12 protein-coding genes are annotated in these 16,768 nt (G+C 38.1%); 5 read left to right on the top strand and 7 right to left on the bottom strand.

Annotated features, from left to right (window positions below; translation table 11 throughout):
- Window positions 1-2 precede the first annotated feature (2 nt).
- Window positions 3-737 (bottom strand): metallophosphoesterase family protein, encoded by a 735-nt coding sequence (locus tag IC621_RS09110; protein WP_191157965.1) that lies wholly within the window; start codon window positions 735-737, stop codon window positions 3-5.
- A 78-nt stretch (window positions 738-815) separates the two neighbouring features.
- Window positions 816-1,841 (bottom strand): YkvI family membrane protein, encoded by a 1,026-nt coding sequence (locus IC621_RS09105; protein ID WP_191157963.1) that lies wholly within the window; start codon window positions 1,839-1,841, stop codon window positions 816-818.
- A 693-nt stretch (window positions 1,842-2,534) separates the two neighbouring features.
- Here IC621_RS09105 and IC621_RS09100 point away from each other — a divergent pair.
- Window positions 2,535-4,652, top strand: a complete 2,118-nt coding sequence (locus tag IC621_RS09100; protein WP_191157961.1) for an ATP-dependent Clp protease ATP-binding subunit — start codon at window positions 2,535-2,537, stop codon at window positions 4,650-4,652.
- A 1,094-nt stretch (window positions 4,653-5,746) separates the two neighbouring features.
- Here the strand turns inward: IC621_RS09100 and IC621_RS09095 are convergent.
- The gene (locus IC621_RS09095; protein WP_191157958.1) at window positions 5,747-7,441 is read right to left on the bottom strand and encodes a M3 family oligoendopeptidase; all 1,695 of its coding nucleotides are present in this window, start codon (window positions 7,439-7,441) and stop codon (window positions 5,747-5,749) included.
- A gap of 175 nt (window positions 7,442-7,616) precedes the next feature.
- On the opposite strand from IC621_RS09095, the gene motA reads away from it, so the two are divergent.
- Window positions 7,617-8,408 (top strand): flagellar motor stator protein MotA, encoded by a 792-nt coding sequence (motA, locus tag IC621_RS09090; protein ID WP_191157956.1) that lies wholly within the window; start codon window positions 7,617-7,619, stop codon window positions 8,406-8,408.
- Window positions 8,401-9,144, top strand: coding sequence for a flagellar motor protein MotB (gene motB / locus IC621_RS09085; protein ID WP_191157954.1), 744 nt, complete (start codon window positions 8,401-8,403; stop codon window positions 9,142-9,144). Before motA ends, motB begins: the two co-directional genes overlap by 8 nt.
- 152 nt (window positions 9,145-9,296) lie before the next feature.
- On the opposite strand, the gene IC621_RS09080 is transcribed toward motB, so the two are convergent.
- Together IC621_RS09080 and IC621_RS09075 are read right to left on the bottom strand one after the other, a co-directional pair.
- A complete protein-coding gene (locus IC621_RS09080; RefSeq protein ID WP_191157952.1) occupies window positions 9,297-10,238 on the bottom strand; it encodes an aldo/keto reductase in 942 nt (313 codons plus the stop codon).
- Between the two features lie 13 nt (window positions 10,239-10,251).
- Complete coding sequence (locus IC621_RS09075) at window positions 10,252-11,250, bottom strand: Gfo/Idh/MocA family protein (protein WP_191157950.1); 999 nt, start codon at window positions 11,248-11,250, stop codon at window positions 10,252-10,254.
- A 124-nt stretch (window positions 11,251-11,374) separates the two neighbouring features.
- Between IC621_RS09075 and IC621_RS09070 the strand changes: the two genes are divergently transcribed.
- The gene (locus IC621_RS09070) at window positions 11,375-12,223 is read left to right on the top strand and encodes an AraC family transcriptional regulator (RefSeq protein ID WP_191158024.1); all 849 of its coding nucleotides are present in this window, start codon (window positions 11,375-11,377) and stop codon (window positions 12,221-12,223) included.
- A gap of 554 nt (window positions 12,224-12,777) precedes the next feature.
- Here IC621_RS09070 and IC621_RS09065 read toward each other — a convergent pair.
- Entirely contained in the window at window positions 12,778-13,224 is a 447-nt protein-coding gene (locus IC621_RS09065) for a MarR family winged helix-turn-helix transcriptional regulator (RefSeq protein WP_191157948.1), read from the bottom strand.
- A 163-nt stretch (window positions 13,225-13,387) separates the two neighbouring features.
- A complete protein-coding gene (locus IC621_RS09060; RefSeq protein ID WP_191157946.1) occupies window positions 13,388-14,962 on the bottom strand; it encodes a bifunctional metallophosphatase/5'-nucleotidase in 1,575 nt (524 codons plus the stop codon).
- Window positions 14,963-15,227: 265 nt separating this feature from the next.
- On the opposite strand from IC621_RS09060, the gene IC621_RS09055 reads away from it, so the two are divergent.
- A complete protein-coding gene (locus tag IC621_RS09055) occupies window positions 15,228-16,721 on the top strand; it encodes a PAS domain-containing sensor histidine kinase (RefSeq protein WP_191157944.1) in 1,494 nt (497 codons plus the stop codon).
- Window positions 16,722-16,768: the final 47 nt, after the last annotated feature.

Here is a 16,768-nt window from a genome sequence, read left to right as displayed (position 1 = left end):
TTTTACCCTTTAATCCCCCGGTATTTTGCTGTCGTTAATTCTTGGATGTATTGATCAAGATCTGGCATCTTCATTTCCCTGGCAATTTGAATAGACATTTCTATATCATACGGGACTCTTACTAATTGGATGGAAAAAGGCCCTTGTTCAGCAGCATGATATTCACCTTCTAAAATCGCATAAGATGCTTGCGTGATTTCAAGTGGATTCCCGACACTGCCTGTATTGAATAAGGTTTTCCCTAAGAAGTTTTGCACATAGGCATTATGTACATCCCCATAACCGACAACAATTGGTTCCCCTCCCTCATTTCCGGTTTCAGCCGTATTTTCAAACATACTTAATCGCTTTTCGATCGGGTCCCAAGGCTGAATTCTTTTGTATATACTAAAGGGAGAAGCATGGAAAAGACGAACTTTTTTTCCGCTCATCATAAACTCCACTTGAAATGGTAAGCTCATTAAATAGGCATTATCCTCCTTAGTAAGCTGTGCTTGATGCCAGCGGATGGCATCAAACTCTGTCTCTTTCGTAATAAAATCATCCCAGTTTCCTTTTACAACAACTGTACATGATTTTTGAATGAGATGAATGGCCCTTTTAGATTCGGGACCTTTCCCGACAAGATCTCCTAAGCAAAAAATTTCTTGAATGCCTCTACGATGGATATCTTGCAGAACAGCCTCTAATGCTGGAACATTGCCATGGATATCAGATATGACTGCGATTCGATTCACTTCTCTTCCCCCTTCTCAAACTATCCGCTATTCTAATTGTTATTATCCAATCAATTACTCCATCTTATCACAGTTCCACTACGGTAATGGGTATTTTTTCACAAGTAATAAAACTAAAAATCCTAAACTCAAATACCCGTAAAAAGGATAAAGTATCGAAATTAGATGTCCATAGCCAAGCTGGCTTATAAAATAGGAAATTAACAAAATTGTGCCAATGATAAAAGAACTTTTCAGTTTTAACAGTTGACTTAATTGCCTTTCAAGACCATAGAGATTCCCAATTACTGAAGTAAAGATTTCCCCGTAAATGACACAAACATAAACAAAGTAAATCGTTATATAGCTGTTTTTTATAACAGATGCCATTGGTATTTCGTCAAGCATCACTGTTGGCAGAGACGAAAGAGCAAAGTGACTTCCCAACAGGATGATTGTTAATACAATTCCTCCAATGATTCCCCCTGTTTTAAGAGAAGCCTCCTCGTCTATTTCGCTGGCAAGGGGTACAAGAACGGCTTGTGCCATAGCCAAATTAAATGCTCCATAGGAAAATGCTGAAACGATCCAATGATAGGTTGGGCCTTCACCCGTAAGAAAAATGGATTGGGGAGAAAAAGCTTGAACCGCCACGATCATACTAAAAAGAACAAGCATAGGTACAACAAAAATATTGACACCATACACTCCTTTTACTCCATTAATCATCACAAACAGCCCTAGTGCCATCGTAATTCCAATTCCAAGCTGCTTTGGCAAATGAAGCTGCTCTTCAAATACCGCTCCAGCACCTGAAAGCATGACAGACGTAACGCCAAGTAAAATAAAAATCATTAAAAAATTAATGACCGACCCAAGAGGCTTTCCAAATAAATAAAGATTGAAATCCTGATAGGATTTTGCTCCAATTCGTTTAGAAATAATCATAATTTTCACACCACAATAACAAAACAGCCAACCTGCAAGCAGGATCCCAAGTATCCCATAAAATCCATACCGTGTAAAAAACTCAACAATTTCCTTTCCAGTCGCAAAACCCGCCCCCACCACAGTTCCAATATAAACCGCAGCCACCTGAATGGAGGGAATAAAATGTTTGTCCACTTCCCCCGCCTCCCTTTTTACTTTAAAAAATAAAAGATGACCCAACATCATCTCTGTTTTTTATTTTTACGCACTTTTTCTTTTTAACTGAGCTTTAAATTAAGGCACGATGTATCGCAGGTTGCTTCAAAGTCTTTCTTCAAGTAGTAGAGATGAAAGCCGCACCGATACTGAAAAATTGCACCCGTTATCTCTATATTTGAAACGTCATCGGATTTTTGGCACCGTTACTACGATATTTGCACCGTTATCCAAATAATTGCATCGTTACTCGAATCATTACTCTGTTACCGGATTATTTGCACTGTTTCCAGAAATTTGCACCATGCCTGTAAGATGCATGTTTTGCACACGTTTCAACAGAAAACTTGAGCGTTAGCCTATATTATTTTAGATCCGCTTCTGCTTTTCTGGCATCAGAGCAAAGGATACGAGCAATGCCTGTTTTAATTTATATGAGACAAGTTGTTCAGAAAGACGTCGTTTAAATTTTTTCTTTTTCTTTCGGCTTTTTGTAAAAAATAAATCAAAATAGTTGAAAGTCAAGAAAGGTCAAACTATAATAATAGTCAAAGAAGGTTAAACTCCTTTTTAATAGCTTATTCGATTTATTCGTTTAAGTTTTTCTTTCAACCTTTTAGTCAAATATAGTCAAAGTCAAAATAAACAATATGTTACCTAGGAGGTTTTTTCATGCTATGTCAAAATTGTAAAAATAAACAAGCGAGTATTCGCATGCAGGTTCGAATCAATCAAGAGAATCGAGATTTTATGCTTTGCGAGGATTGTTATGCAAAAGAAGCGCAAAAGATGCCAAACGGCTTTTTCAATCAGCCATTTTCAATGGAAGACTTTATTAAAAGTCAAATGAATTTTCAGTCTCAATCTTCACAGGCAAATCAAGAGGCCCATCAAGGTAGAGGCGGCGGACTTCTTGATCAGCTGGGCCGCAACTTAACCCATGCTGCACGAGCTGGATTAATTGATCCTGTTATCGGCAGAGACGAAGAGATTGAACGAGTGAGTGAGATCCTAAATCGCAGAAATAAAAATAACCCCGTTCTTATAGGAGAGCCTGGAGTGGGAAAAACTGCTATTGCAGAAGGGCTTGCCCTAAAAATCGTTCAGCAAGATGTGCCAGCTAAGCTTAAGAATAAGGAGGTTTACTTACTCGATGTAGCCTCACTTGTTGCCAATACAGGTATCCGGGGGCAATTTGAAGAACGAATGAAACAACTCATCTCTGAATTGCAAAAAAGAAAAAATATTATTTTATTCATTGATGAAATTCATTTATTAGTAGGTGCAGGAACAGCCGAAGGTTCGATGGATGCAGGGAATATTCTAAAGCCTGCATTAGCAAGAGGGGAATTACAGGTTGTCGGTGCTACAACGCTTAAAGAATACCGTCAAATTGAAAAAGACTCTGCATTAGAAAGAAGATTTCAACCTGTAATGGTTCATGAGCCCACCCTTGAAGCAGCTGTGACGATCTTGAACGGGATTAAAGATAAATACGAGCAATTTCACCAGGTTGAATATACAGATGAGGCCATTAAAGCTTGTGTATCTTTATCACACCGATACATTCAAGATCGATTTTTACCAGACAAAGCAATTGATTTGTTAGACGAAGCTGGGTCAAAAGCTAATCTGAAATCAAACTCTATTGATGAACAGCAACTTCAAGAAAGATTAGCTGAATTAGCAAAAGAGAAAGAGCAGGCAGCTGAAAAAGAAAATTATGAATTGGCAGCCAAGCTTCGTCATGAGGAAATTCAACTTGAAAAACAATTAGAAAACCAAAGTCCAGCAGAAAAAATGATCGTCGGCATTTCTGAGATTCAAGCGATCATCGAAAGAAAGACAGGTATTCCAGTCGGAAAATTACAGGAAGATGAGCAAACAAAAATGAGAGATCTTCAAAAACATCTTGCTATTAAGGTGATCGGACAAGAAGAAGCTGTTGATAAAGTGGCAAAAGCGGTTCGCCGCTCCCGCGCTGGATTAAAGGCTAAAAACCGCCCAATCGGATCATTCCTATTTGTAGGTCCAACTGGTGTTGGTAAAACAGAACTGTCAAAAACTCTTGCTGAAGAGTTATTTGGTTCAAAGGATGCGATGATTCGCCTGGACATGAGTGAATATATGGAAAAACACGCAGTGTCTAAGATTATTGGCTCTCCTCCAGGTTATGTCGGCCATGATGAAGCTGGACAATTAACAGAAAAGGTCCGCCGCAACCCTTACAGTATTATCCTGCTTGATGAAATTGAAAAGGCTCATCCAGATGTCCAGCATATGTTCCTGCAAATTTTGGAAGACGGCCGCCTTACAGACAGCCAAGGCCGTACGGTTAGTTTTAAAGATACAGTCATTATCATGACTAGTAACGCAGGTGCAACTGAGAAACAAACAAAAGTCGGATTCCAAACTAGTGACTCAGGTGCGGTCAAAGAATCTCGTTTACTCGATTCACTAGGCTCTTTCTTTAAACCTGAGTTTTTGAATCGTTTTGACAGCATCATCGAGTTTAAGCACCTTGAGCAGACAAGCTTGTTGAAAATCATAGATTTAATGCTAGTTGAATTGGAAACAACTCTCCACGATCAAAACATTACAATTACAATTGATAAGGATGTAAAAACAGAGCTGGCAAAATTGGGCTATGACCGTGCATTCGGTGCAAGACCTCTTCGTAGAGTCATTCAGGAGCAGCTGGAAGATAAAATTGCTGATCTGTTATTTGAAAAAGACCAACTAAACCAAGTCCACTTCTTCTTAAATGAAGGAAAGATTGAAGCAAAATAACCCAAGAAAGGGCTGAAACGTAGACGTTTCAGCCTTTTTTTTGTCTGATTTTTATTCATCAAGATTCCATTAGGAGTAGTGTTTATGTCAATCACACAAGTATGAAAAAGAGGACTTTGGCATAGCCATCTAATGATAAAAATCCATTTCAGAAGTTGAAAAATTTGTCATTAATCTATAATTGCGGAGGCCTAAGATAGATCGTTGTTTCCTGTTTATCGGGCTTTTCATTTGTCTTTAATGGCAGCGGCATTGATTTTTTTCTCTTTCAGTTAAGATTTGGTGATTTATTTGGATTCGTAAAAAACAGCTTTATCAGGCATCATAGTGCGGTTAGGATGCCCGACTTCAGTCCAAATCAGCCTTATCGGGCATCATAGCGGATTATGATTTTAAAGATAGAATATAAGAGCTGAAGATTGCTATCAGTTCACCAATTTATTGTATGATGATAGGAACTGATGCCAGTATCAGTTCCTCAATCTTATCTCATTATTATTTTATTGGGCCGACAGCCATATCTTTTTATTCTGAAACAGCGTTTTTAAGAATTGGTATAAAACACTGCTAGGCTGTGTCCTTTCCTTGCGAAAGCCGTAAATTAAAAGCGGCTGCATACAAATAGCGCTCTAAGCCTCATAAAGTTATACATTATTGCAGCGTTTTTGCCGCTTTGGCTGCGATTATTTATTTTTGGACGGAGACAGGCCATAAAATCATCGTCACACCTGCAACGTGAACCCCCGCGCCTTAAACACCTGTCGTGCCTCATGCAGCAGGAATCGACCTCATTAATAGGTGCACCAGGTCCGCTGCATCCTGGGCCGCACCATCTGTACCCGGGGAAAATACAGGTGGATCGCCGCTGCTTTCTTCTCTTTTGAAGTCTCACAATAACACGTCCTTTTTCCAGTTGATACTCATATATATGAAGATTTCGAAAGACGTGAAATAGTAAATATCCCATTTTATCAGCTTTTCTTTAATAATCATTGTTAAAATGAAGAAAAACCGAGCAATAACAATCGATCTTTGGGTAGGATTTAGTCAGAGATTAAAGGAGAGCTCCTTATGTCATGCTCTCCGTTTCACCCTTATAGCGATTGATCGTCAACACGATCTAACCAGCTTTCAATTTCTCCGACTACTGACTGAATCGTCCCTTTTTGAAATGGAGAGTTCAGATTTGCTTCTTGAACTAGTTCGAGAAACGGCTTGCATCCCCCTTGCTTGCATAAATGAAGGTAATCGTTCCATGCAGCTTCTTTGTTTTCGTGAAGCTTTTTCCAGAATTGAAGGGCACATATTTGTGCCAGTGTATAATCAATGTAATAAAATGGAGAATTATAAATATGGCTTTGACGCTGCCAAAAGCCTCCTTCCTCTAAATAAGCATTGCCTTCATATTCACGGTGCGGCAAGTATGTTTTCTCGATTTTTCGCCAAGCTAATTTTCTCTCTTTTGGAGATGCTTCAGGATTTTCATAAACAAAATGCTGAAATTCATCGACAGCTGCTCCATATGGAAGAAAAAGAACGGCTTCACTTAAATGAGAGAATTTATATTTTTCCGTGTCTTCTTTAAAAAAGCTCTCCATCCAAGGCCACGTAAAGAATTCCATACTCATCGAATGGATTTCACAAGCCTCCATTGTCGGCCATTGATATTCCAATATATCAAAATGACGAGACATGTATACTTGGAATGCATGGCCTGCTTCATGGGTCAAGACATCAATATCACCGGAAGTTCCATTAAAATTAGCAAAAATGAAAGGTGCTTTGTAGTTTGCTAAAAATGTACAATATCCTCCGCCAGCTTTTCCTGTTTTTGCCAGCAAGTCCATCAACTGATGCTCTACCATAAAATTATAAAATTCATCAGTTTCTGGTGACAGCTCTTTATACATGTTTCCTCCATTTTCAATAATCCAATCAGAATCTCCTTTTGGAGTCGCATTACCAGAAAGATAGGCGATTGGTTCGTCATAATAAGTTAGAGTGTCTAGCTTTAGACGTTCTTGCTGACGTTTGCGCAGCGTTGTTGCAACTGGAACAATGAACTCTTTCACTTGGTCACGAAACACCTTTACCATATCTGCTCCATAATCTGTCCGGCTCATTCGGGCATAGCCCAATTCTACGAAATTCTCATATCCAAGCTTTTGAGCTATCGTTGTCCTCACTTTTACAAGTTCATCATAGATCCTGTCAAAATCTTCACTCTTTTCTGCAAAAAATTGAAATTTTGCTTCATTTGCTCGTTTTCTTATTTCACGATCTTTTGACTCGGCAAGTGGCTGCATTTGAGCCAATGTATATTCCTTTCCATCAAATTCAATTTTGGCTGACGCTACAAGCTTTGTGTATTCTGATGATAATCGGTTTTCTTTTTGCAAATCTTCAATGACTTCTGGTGAGAATGTCTTTAATTGGATTTCTGCAAGAGCAAATAATTGATTCCCCCATTTTTGCTCTAACTGGGGACGAAAATGTGAAGAAGCAAGCTTTTCATAAAATTTTGTATGAAGCTCTTTTATTAGCGGCTCAATTTCATCCATATAATCCTGCTCATTTTTATAATATTCATCATTCGTATCAATGGAGTGTCTAATATAGACAAGATTAAACATCGTATCTGCTTCATTATATAATTCCTGCAATAATTGGATGGTTCGATCTTGTTCCTCAAAGGTTTTAGCTTGTTCAAATCTTTCTAGCATCTTCTCATGCTTTGTTCTTACCTCCTCTATATTTATTTTTTTATAAAGATAATCTTTAAACTTCATCTAATCCTCCACCTTTACTTATGTAATAGATCGTCCCTTCTTAATTCGTGAATGTTGGAAAATCTCCTTTTTTCATCACTCATTCTATTTAGGGTGCAGATTCTAGAAATCCTAAAGATGCAAAGAGATTTGACGATATTAAAAGCAAGTAAGCTTTATAAAGGATTTGATAAAAATGGACAAAACATCGATTATTGGAATAATTTTAGGATTTATTGCTGTTGGGGTCGGAATGGTTTTAAAAGGGGTTAATCTTGTTGTTCTTTTAAACCCTGCGGCAATCATGGTTATTATTGTTGGAACGATTGCCACCGTTGTCATTGGATTTCCAACAAATGAAATTAAACGAGTACCAAAATTATTCGGGGTTATTTTTAGAGAGAAAAAAAATATTACAATACAGGAATTAATTCCGTTGTTTTCAGAATGGGCCCAGGTAGCACGAAGAGAGGGCTTGCTCGCTCTTGAAGCAAAGCTTTCAGAAGTGGATGATGAGTTTTTAATAAATGGGCTCACTATGGCTGTTGATGGCCAGAATGCAGAATTTATCCGTGATGTCATGAACGAGGAAATTGAGGCAATGGAGGAACGGCATTTAGCTGGAGCAAGTATTTTTACCCAAGCAGGTACCTATGCACCGACATTAGGAGTACTAGGCGCTGTTTTAGGTTTAATTGCTGCTCTTTCTCATATGGATGATACAACAGCATTAGGGGAAGCAATCGGCGCTGCCTTCGTCGCTACCCTTATGGGGATCTTTTCAGGCTATATGCTTTGGCACCCTTTTGCCAATAAGTTGAAAAGGAAATCGAAACAGGAAATAAAAGTTCGTTATGTCATGATTGAAGGTGTTCTGTCTTTACTGGAAGGGCAATCACCAAAAGCAATTGAGCAAAAGCTGGCAACTTATTTACCTGCCAAGGACAGAAAGAACTTATTAGTTGAAGGAGAGCAAGTCAATGGCTAGAAGACGGAAGAAAAAAGCCGAACAAGATCATATAGATGAATCTTGGCTCATTCCTTATGCTGATATCTTAACTTTGTTGCTGGCATTGTTTATCGTTTTATTCGCAATGAGCTCTGTAGATGCTCAAAAATTCCAAATGTTATCGAGAGCCTTTAACAGTGTCTTTACTGGCGGGACAGGTGTTATGGAATATTCAAGTCCAGTGGATGAAATACCCATAGAACAACCGACGCAAAAAAGTAAGGATCTTGATAAACTTAGACAATTGGAAAAAGAAAAATTAAAAGAAGTACAGGAGAAGATTAATTCGTATATTCAAGAAAACAAACTACAAGCGAGTCTTAAAACAAATCTGACAGATGAAGGTCTTCTTATTACAATTGTCGATAATATCTTCTTTGATTCGGGCAGTGCTACCATTCGAAGTGAGGATCAGAGTTTAGCAAAAGAAATTTCTGAGTTGCTTATCATGAATCCTCCAAGAAATATTATCATTAGCGGGCATACCGATAATGTCCCCATCCAAAACTCTCAGTTTGAATCAAACTGGCATTTAAGCGTTATGCGGGCAATAAGCTTTATGAAATTATTAATTGAGAATAAACAATTGAACCCTAAATTGTTCAGTGCAAAAGGATTGGGTGAATATAGCCCCTTCGCCTCTAACGATACACCGCAAGGGAGAGAGAAAAATAGGAGAGTCGAAATTCTGATTTTGCCGAATGAAGTTGACTAAAAAGAGGAAGCTCAGAAACTGAGATTCCTCTTTTCAGTGCAAACCTACTAAAGGAAAGCACTTGATTGTTCGAAATTTTCATTTGAGGTATTTAGTAAACGGTTTAACACTTCATTTTCTAGTATGACGGGTTGTTTTTAAAAAATAAATTTCTAGCTTACATTTTTTTCAACATGCTCCAACCAATTTAATTCATCTTTCGTCAAAACGATTTTGGAGCCTTCATAACAAGAAAGTAATTCTTCCTCATTCTGTGCACCAATTAGAGCACAGGATGGAAAGGGTTGATTAAGCACATAAGCAAGAGCAATTTGGATAGTACTGACGTCCTTTTCTTTCGCTAATTGTCCAGCGCGACGCAGACGCTCCCAGTTGTCTTCACTATAGAATACACGGACAAGGTCTTCATTGCTTCGATCCTCAGGCGTAAAGCGGCCTGTAAAGAAGCCTCTTGCTTGAGAAGACCAGGATAGAATTGGGAACTGATGTTCCTGGTGCCAGGCACAATCAGATGCATCAGCAGAAACACAACCATCCCAAAAAGGCTCTTTTGCCTTTGCTAAGCTTAAATTAGGACTACTGAAGGTGAAGCCTACTAACCGATTTGAAGCTGCATATTCATTTGCTTCCTGTAATCGTTTAACCGTCCAATTTGATGCGCCTATGGCTTTTATGCGCCCAGCTTTGATATGTTCATTTAATGCCTCAATAATGACGCTAACTTGTACCGAAGGATCATCACGATGCAGAGCATATAAATCGATATAATCAGTTCCGAGCCGTTCTAAGCTCTCAAATAGATCTTTGAAAATGGCTTCTGGATTTACACGAGGACCGTTTTGATCGTGATGTGCCCCTTTCGTCAGGATCACCACATCCTCCCGATTGTTGCGATCCTTTATCCATTGCCCGATCGCAACCTCACTTTCTCCTCCACAATAAATGTGAGCGGTGTCAATAGTGGTTCCACCGATTGCAACATATCGATCTAGTACACTGCAAACCTTGTCATAAATACTTGGCCTAAAATAATCAGATCCTTGGATAAGTGTTGTTACTGGTTTTGCTAAGCCTGGAATGGTAATCGTTTTCATACAGAATACCTCCTCATGAAATTTCAACTCGACGGCGTTCTCTTGCCGATGTTAAACAAGCATCAACAACCTTCATATTAAGGATTGCATCGGCAGCTGGATATGGGAGAGGCTCTCCATTTAGAATACTTCTTGCCAAAGCGTCCGCTTGCAAGGAGTATTGATTCAATCGTGGGACTTCTACTTCCCTGCGGCCTTCTTGCGTAATCACAAAAAAGTTATCTTGTTCATTCTGACTGGCAATAAAAGCGGAAGGAACTTCAATTCGACCTTCTGTTCCTACAATTTCAAGATTATTTCTAAAGGCTGCCCACATTCCACAATCGAAGGTTAGGGCCACGCCATGGTTGAACTCAAGAATGCCGGATGCCATCATATCTACATTATCGTGTTCATTAGAAAAAAAGGCGTGTACAGTGGCAGCTTGTGGTTCCTCTCCCAGCAGCATCCGCGCCGCACTAATTGGGTAAACTCCCACATCATATAGAGAGCCGCCGCCCCATTCTTGCTTAAAACGAACATTCCCATTGTCATTTGAGTTGTTAAAGGTAAATGTTCCATGGATGCCACGCAGCTCTCCAATTTCGCCCGATTTTAGAAAGTCCTGAATCATCGCATAGCGCGGATGGTAACGATACATGAATGCTTCAGCAAATACGACACCAACTTTTTCACATGCTATCACCATTTCTTGCGCTTCCTTTGCATGAATTGCTAAAGGCTTTTCACATAATACATGTTTACCGGCTTCTGCTGCACGAATCGTCCATTCCTTATGTAAATGATTTGGAAGCGGAATGTAAACGCCATCAATATTTGGGTCGGCAAGTAATTCTTCATAACTTCCATATGCAGTTGGTATATTCAATTCTTCAGCTGTTTTTTTAGCTTTTTCTAGTCTTCGGCTGGCAATCGCAGTGACTTCACATGTTTCAGATTGTTGAATTCCAGGGATGACAGCACGCTTTGCAATGCCTGCACACCCGATGATCCCCCATCGCACCTTCTTCATTCCTTCCCACTCCTTTTTGTAAATTTAATACTATATTGCCATTATATTAAACTCATAATAAAATAAAAATAGAATCTTATTGCTCTACATATGAAAGAATATTGCTATGAAAGGGTGATATCAGCTGCAAAGACAATATTTATTGCCCACGCTAAATGAACAGGAATATATGATTCTGCCTGAATCGATTGGCTGGTATTGGGATGAGCCTGGACATGAAGTAAATCGAAAAGTAGGAACCCTGAATAATTTTAGTATCCATTTTATTCTCTCTGGATCTGGATTTGTTGAAATCGACGGAAAGCAATATTCGTTAAAACGCGGGGATGCTTTTTTATACTTTCCAATGCAGGAGCAGCGGTATTATAGCAGCAAAAATAATCCGTGGAATATTCGCTGGGTTCATTTTTACGGGAGCATCCTCAATCAATTTTTATCTGAAAGAGGCTTCTATCGCTTTTCACTTTGGAATGTTCAACATGTGCCAACATTAGAAAAAGCTCATGAACAGCTTCTCCTAGAGGCAGAGGAAAATAGTTTTTTGCATTTGTCTCGATTATCAACATTAACCTACACTTTTTTGATGGAGTTCATTACCAATGTTGTCCCTCGAAGATCTGATAGAAGACTAGAATTAAACGATCGGATTCAAGTCCTGCTGCCAATCATGCAAAGTAAAGCATGTGACCCATTTGAACTGGATTATTGGGCAGAACAAGCAGGAGTGAGCACCTATTATTTTTGCCGATTATTTAAACGCGCCACACAAATGACACCGATGGAGTTTATCACATTATGCCGACTTCAAAAGAGTAAACAGTTGCTTTTAGATAATAAAGAGCTGACGATAAAAGAAATTGCGATAAAAACAGGCTATCCGAGTATTAGCTATTTTAATAAACGATTTTTGGAACAAGAAAGCATGACCCCGACTGAGTATCGCCAGCTGTATTTTCACAAAAAGCCAAATTAATAGGAGCTGTCATAAAAAAAACCTTGTTCGCCTGACATTGGTTTCATTTTATTTATTCTCAAATTAAGCTAATAAATACTCAACGATACGTTCTTTAATGGTTTTTTATATTAGCCAAAAGATCTTTTAAGCAGCTGCAACGAGAAGATTTCCACTGTTGCTGAACAATGCGGAATCACTAGTATGCCTATATTTTCGGACATTTTAAAAATGAACATAAATGACCCCTTCCGAGTAACGAAAAAAATGAGCTTTGATAGTATATTTTAGAAAACACAAGGGTGGCTAACTCTTAAATTGGGTTAGCCACCCTTAAAAACTCTCATGTGCAAAATTTTTAGTAAAGAACGAAAAGCGCAGAGCGCCCGCCTATCGGCGACAAGCACAAGTCAATCCGTCAAGAAGGTTGTTCTTTAACCTTCTTGACGGATTGACTTGTGACCTCGAGCCGATGGCGCTCGGAGCTGGACAATGATAACATTCATTAACACGTTAATACTTTAATTAACTTAAACTTTCTTAACTGATAAAATAGCCTTCACACTTTGTGAAAGCTATTTGGCCAAATCGTTTGCATGGTATCCTACTTTTTTAATCAGCTCAATGGCTGATTGCTTTTCTTCTTCAGAAAGAATGCTGATAATTTCATTAATTCTCTCTTCATGAGTTGGAAAAATTTCTTCGATGAGTTGTTTGCCATCCTCAGTAATATGAGCATATGTGACACGGCGATCTTTCTCACATGCTTTACGAGCGAGAAGGTTTTTTTGTTCAAGCTTGTCAACTACATATGTTATACTCCCGCTGGCAAGCAGGATTTTTCCGCCGATTTGCTGTAAAGGCTGATCTCCTTTATGATATAAAAGCTCAAGAACAGCAAATTCTGTAGGATTCAACCCAAATGTGTGAATCTGTTTATTGACCAAATCATTAATGGCACGAAAGGCTCTTGAAAGCACAATAAAAAATTTTAAAGACTGCTCACTTTGTTTATTGCTCACGGTAATCAATCCTTCGAGTGAAAAATATCTTGAATTCTAAATAAATAATATAGCAAATAATAAGTGTATGTCAAGTTTTGAAGAAATTAGGGAGGTGGATAGATTAAAACGCAAAATTGTTCCACCTCCTCTTTTCAGATTACTGGAATAACTCCATCAAACATCACCAAATGACTTTCCAATTATGGTTGACTGTTGCTTTAAAAGTTTTAAATTCAAGCAGATAATTTGCAATGAGCTCTGACATATCAAGCGGAATATCCTTGATTACTGGTTTCCCTTTAAACATCGTATACTCTCCGCCCCCGCCAGCTCTATAGTTATTCATAACAACATCATATTCTTTATGAAGATTCATCGGCATTCCTTTATAAACCAATTTAACTACTCTTTCTCCTACAGGTTGTGAGATATCCAGAATATAATCGATCCCTTCCCACATATCATAATTGTAATGCTGCGGCTTTGGTGAAGAGAAAGTGGGATTAACCTTTATTTCTCCTTCTTCTGTCAACGTAAAATACGTGGCAGAGCGTTCTAGAGCTCCTTTAATATCATGGCCTTTTAACCGAATCACTTTCAGCGTGTTCGGATATATGTAATTTGAAACAATATCCCTTATTGTTACACTCTCTTTAAAGCCTGGTGAATGATTATGAAATAGAGCTGTATTTGATATATCTACACCAGCAGCTTCCATTTGAACCTTGTTTATGAACTCAATCAGGGGATTGTCCTCCAGGCGGAGACTAAATGGATCATGTATTTCCATGTCCCCTTGAATATGGCCAATTGGCTGATCAAGCCATGCTTGTGCCGCTTCTTCATATTCATTTACACACTCGAGAATTTCATGATCTATTTCATAGGTATCAAGTGGATCCACCTTTACAGAGGAACGATCGATCTTCCATTTCATAGTATGTTCTTGCTGTGATAACGTCAATTCTATTTTGCCGACAGCTTGTCCGTTGAACCCAGGTTGTAAGATTAAAACTCCATTCAGCTCTGAAGCTATTTGCCTATGCTGATGCCCTGTTAACAGGATATCAATCTCTCCTACTTCTTTACAAATCCGGTATGCTTGATTTTCTCCTGTTGGAGCTTCCGTTTCTTCTCCAGTTACAATATCCCGCTCAAACCCGCCGTGATAAGAAACTAACAGGATATCAGGCTTCTCGACCTCTCTAATTTCCCTTACCCACTTTTTAATTGTTTCTAAAGCGTCCTCAAAGTGGATTCCTTTAATATGCTCTGGCTCTTCCCAATTAGGAATGTAGTGTGTTGTTGCCCCTAATATCGCAACCTTTACTCCAGCAAAACTCTTTATGATGTATGAATTTCCAAAAAAAGGTTCATTCGTGTCTTGATTTAAAATATTTGCAGAAAGCCAAGGGAAATTCGATTCATCTACTGCTTTTATGAGAATGTCCTTTCCATAATTAAATTCATGATTACCGACGATAGCTGCGTCGAAGCTTAAGGCATTCAGCAATTTAATCATTGGATTTTTTTGCTCACTTAGTTTTTTTACATAATGGTAGGTTAGTGGGGTTCCTTGGATTAGATCTCCATTATCAATTAACAATAAATTTTCTTTTTTGGATCTTTCTTGTTTAATATATGTAGAAATTCTTGCTAAGCCTAAGGGCAGACTTTCATGATTGCTGTATGAATGTGGATAAACGTTACCATGGATATCACTTGTTTCAATAATCGTTAAGTCTACTTTTTCCATTAGATTGTTCCCCTTTATATACTTCTTTACCTATAAACTAACACAAATCAATATCTTTAGTCAGAATAAAAAGGGAAATACTTTACCTTTCATAATAAAGGAAATTGATAAGTCGTCAAACTTGCTTTTAGACAAAACGACTCTTGACTTTATTATTTGGTGACAGCAAATAAAAGTGTACAAAAACAGCCTTCTTATTGTCATACACTCACCTTATAATTGGTGCTATAATTAGTTCCATATATGCTTAACGGAGAGATGAAAATTGATTCATTCCAAGGTTTTTAAAAAAGCTCTTCATTATGTTTGTTTTGTGATCGTGCCATTTATCATCATTTCAGCAAGCATTATCAAAATCAATGAAGATTCAATAGAAAAGAAGCATCGGGAAGAAGTCCATTTTATGGCTACAATTCATAAACAGCAGATTGATCAATTGATTAGCCAAACGAAAGCCCGACTTGAAACAATGGCTACTGCCCTGACAGAAGAAAAGAGTCTTGATACAATTCAAAAATATTTAATCGAAACAAAGCGAAAAGAACCAAGATTTTCAGGAATTTATTACACAGATAGAAATGGTTTATTTAAAAGCGGATCTCAATTAATTCAATATCCAATTGATATAGGTAGTAAAAGTTCCTTAAAAAACGTTCTTTCAACCAAAAGCACGGTTGTTTCCGGTCCTTTTTATGGTCCAATTTCAGGACATGATGTGTTAACAATCTGTACTCCAATTACAAATGAACAGGATTCTAACCAGCACATGCTGCTAGCTGCCATACGAATTGATTATCTTCAAAACATAATGAATGTATTAAACCCTTCTGTAAAAATGACAGTAAAAAATGAAGATCAAAGTGTAGTTCTTACCAGCGGAGAAAAAAATGAATCGTCGCCTTTGGAGCCGGTGGAAATACACTTAGATGAAATCAATTGGGTCATTGAAGCTAAACCTGAGAGGGTGAGGTCTGCTGAAGTCCTCAAAAATTCTGCTCTTCCTCTCTTTACAGCCTTTGCAGGTTTATCGATCGTTTATACACTCATTCAATATTTGCGACTTAAGAGATTTGCAAGATTAGAACGATTGCAAAATGATGCGCAAAAGCTCGAATTGGTTGGCACCCTTGCTGCAAGTACAGCACATGAGATCCGGAATCCTTTAACTGGGATCAGTGGTTTTATTCAAATATTGAAGGAAAAATACAAAAATGAGCAGGATCAATTTTATTTTTCTATTATTGAAACGGAAATTCAGCGGATCAATCAAATTGTAAGTGAATTTATGGTTTTGGGTAAACCAACAGCTGAAATTCAAAAAGATTACGACTTGAATAGGATTATTGAAGAGCTTGTCCCCATCATTACATCTGAAGCGAAACTTCATCAAATAGAATTTCAGTTTGTTAGAAACGAACAAGAGATCGTTGTTACTTGTAATAAAGATCATATTAAACAGGTTGTTTTAAACCTTGCTAAAAATGCGCTGGAAGCTACCCATTCAGGAGGTAACTTAAAAATTGTTACCTGCCTTGAGAGTACTGCTGCTGTCATAAAGATTATTGATAACGGGAAGGGGATTCCTGAAGCGATTCAGGATAAAATTTTCGATCCTTTCTTTACAATGAAAGAAACAGGGACAGGCTTAGGCCTGGTTGTTTGTAAAAGAATTCTTGCACACTATAATGGTTCCATTCAAATTGAAAGCATGGTTGACAAAGGGACAACGATGATAATTGAGTTACCTTGTTCCCATTAAAATCAATTTGCGAAAAGCTGACCAAAATTGGTCAGCTTTAATTTTTC

The sequence above is a fragment of the Metabacillus arenae genome, assembly GCF_014773385.1.
Lineage (GTDB): Bacteria > Bacillota > Bacilli > Bacillales > Bacillaceae > Metabacillus_D > Metabacillus_D arenae.
Note: the sequence above shows the minus strand (reverse complement) of the source record. Positions and strands in the feature narration are given on the sequence as shown.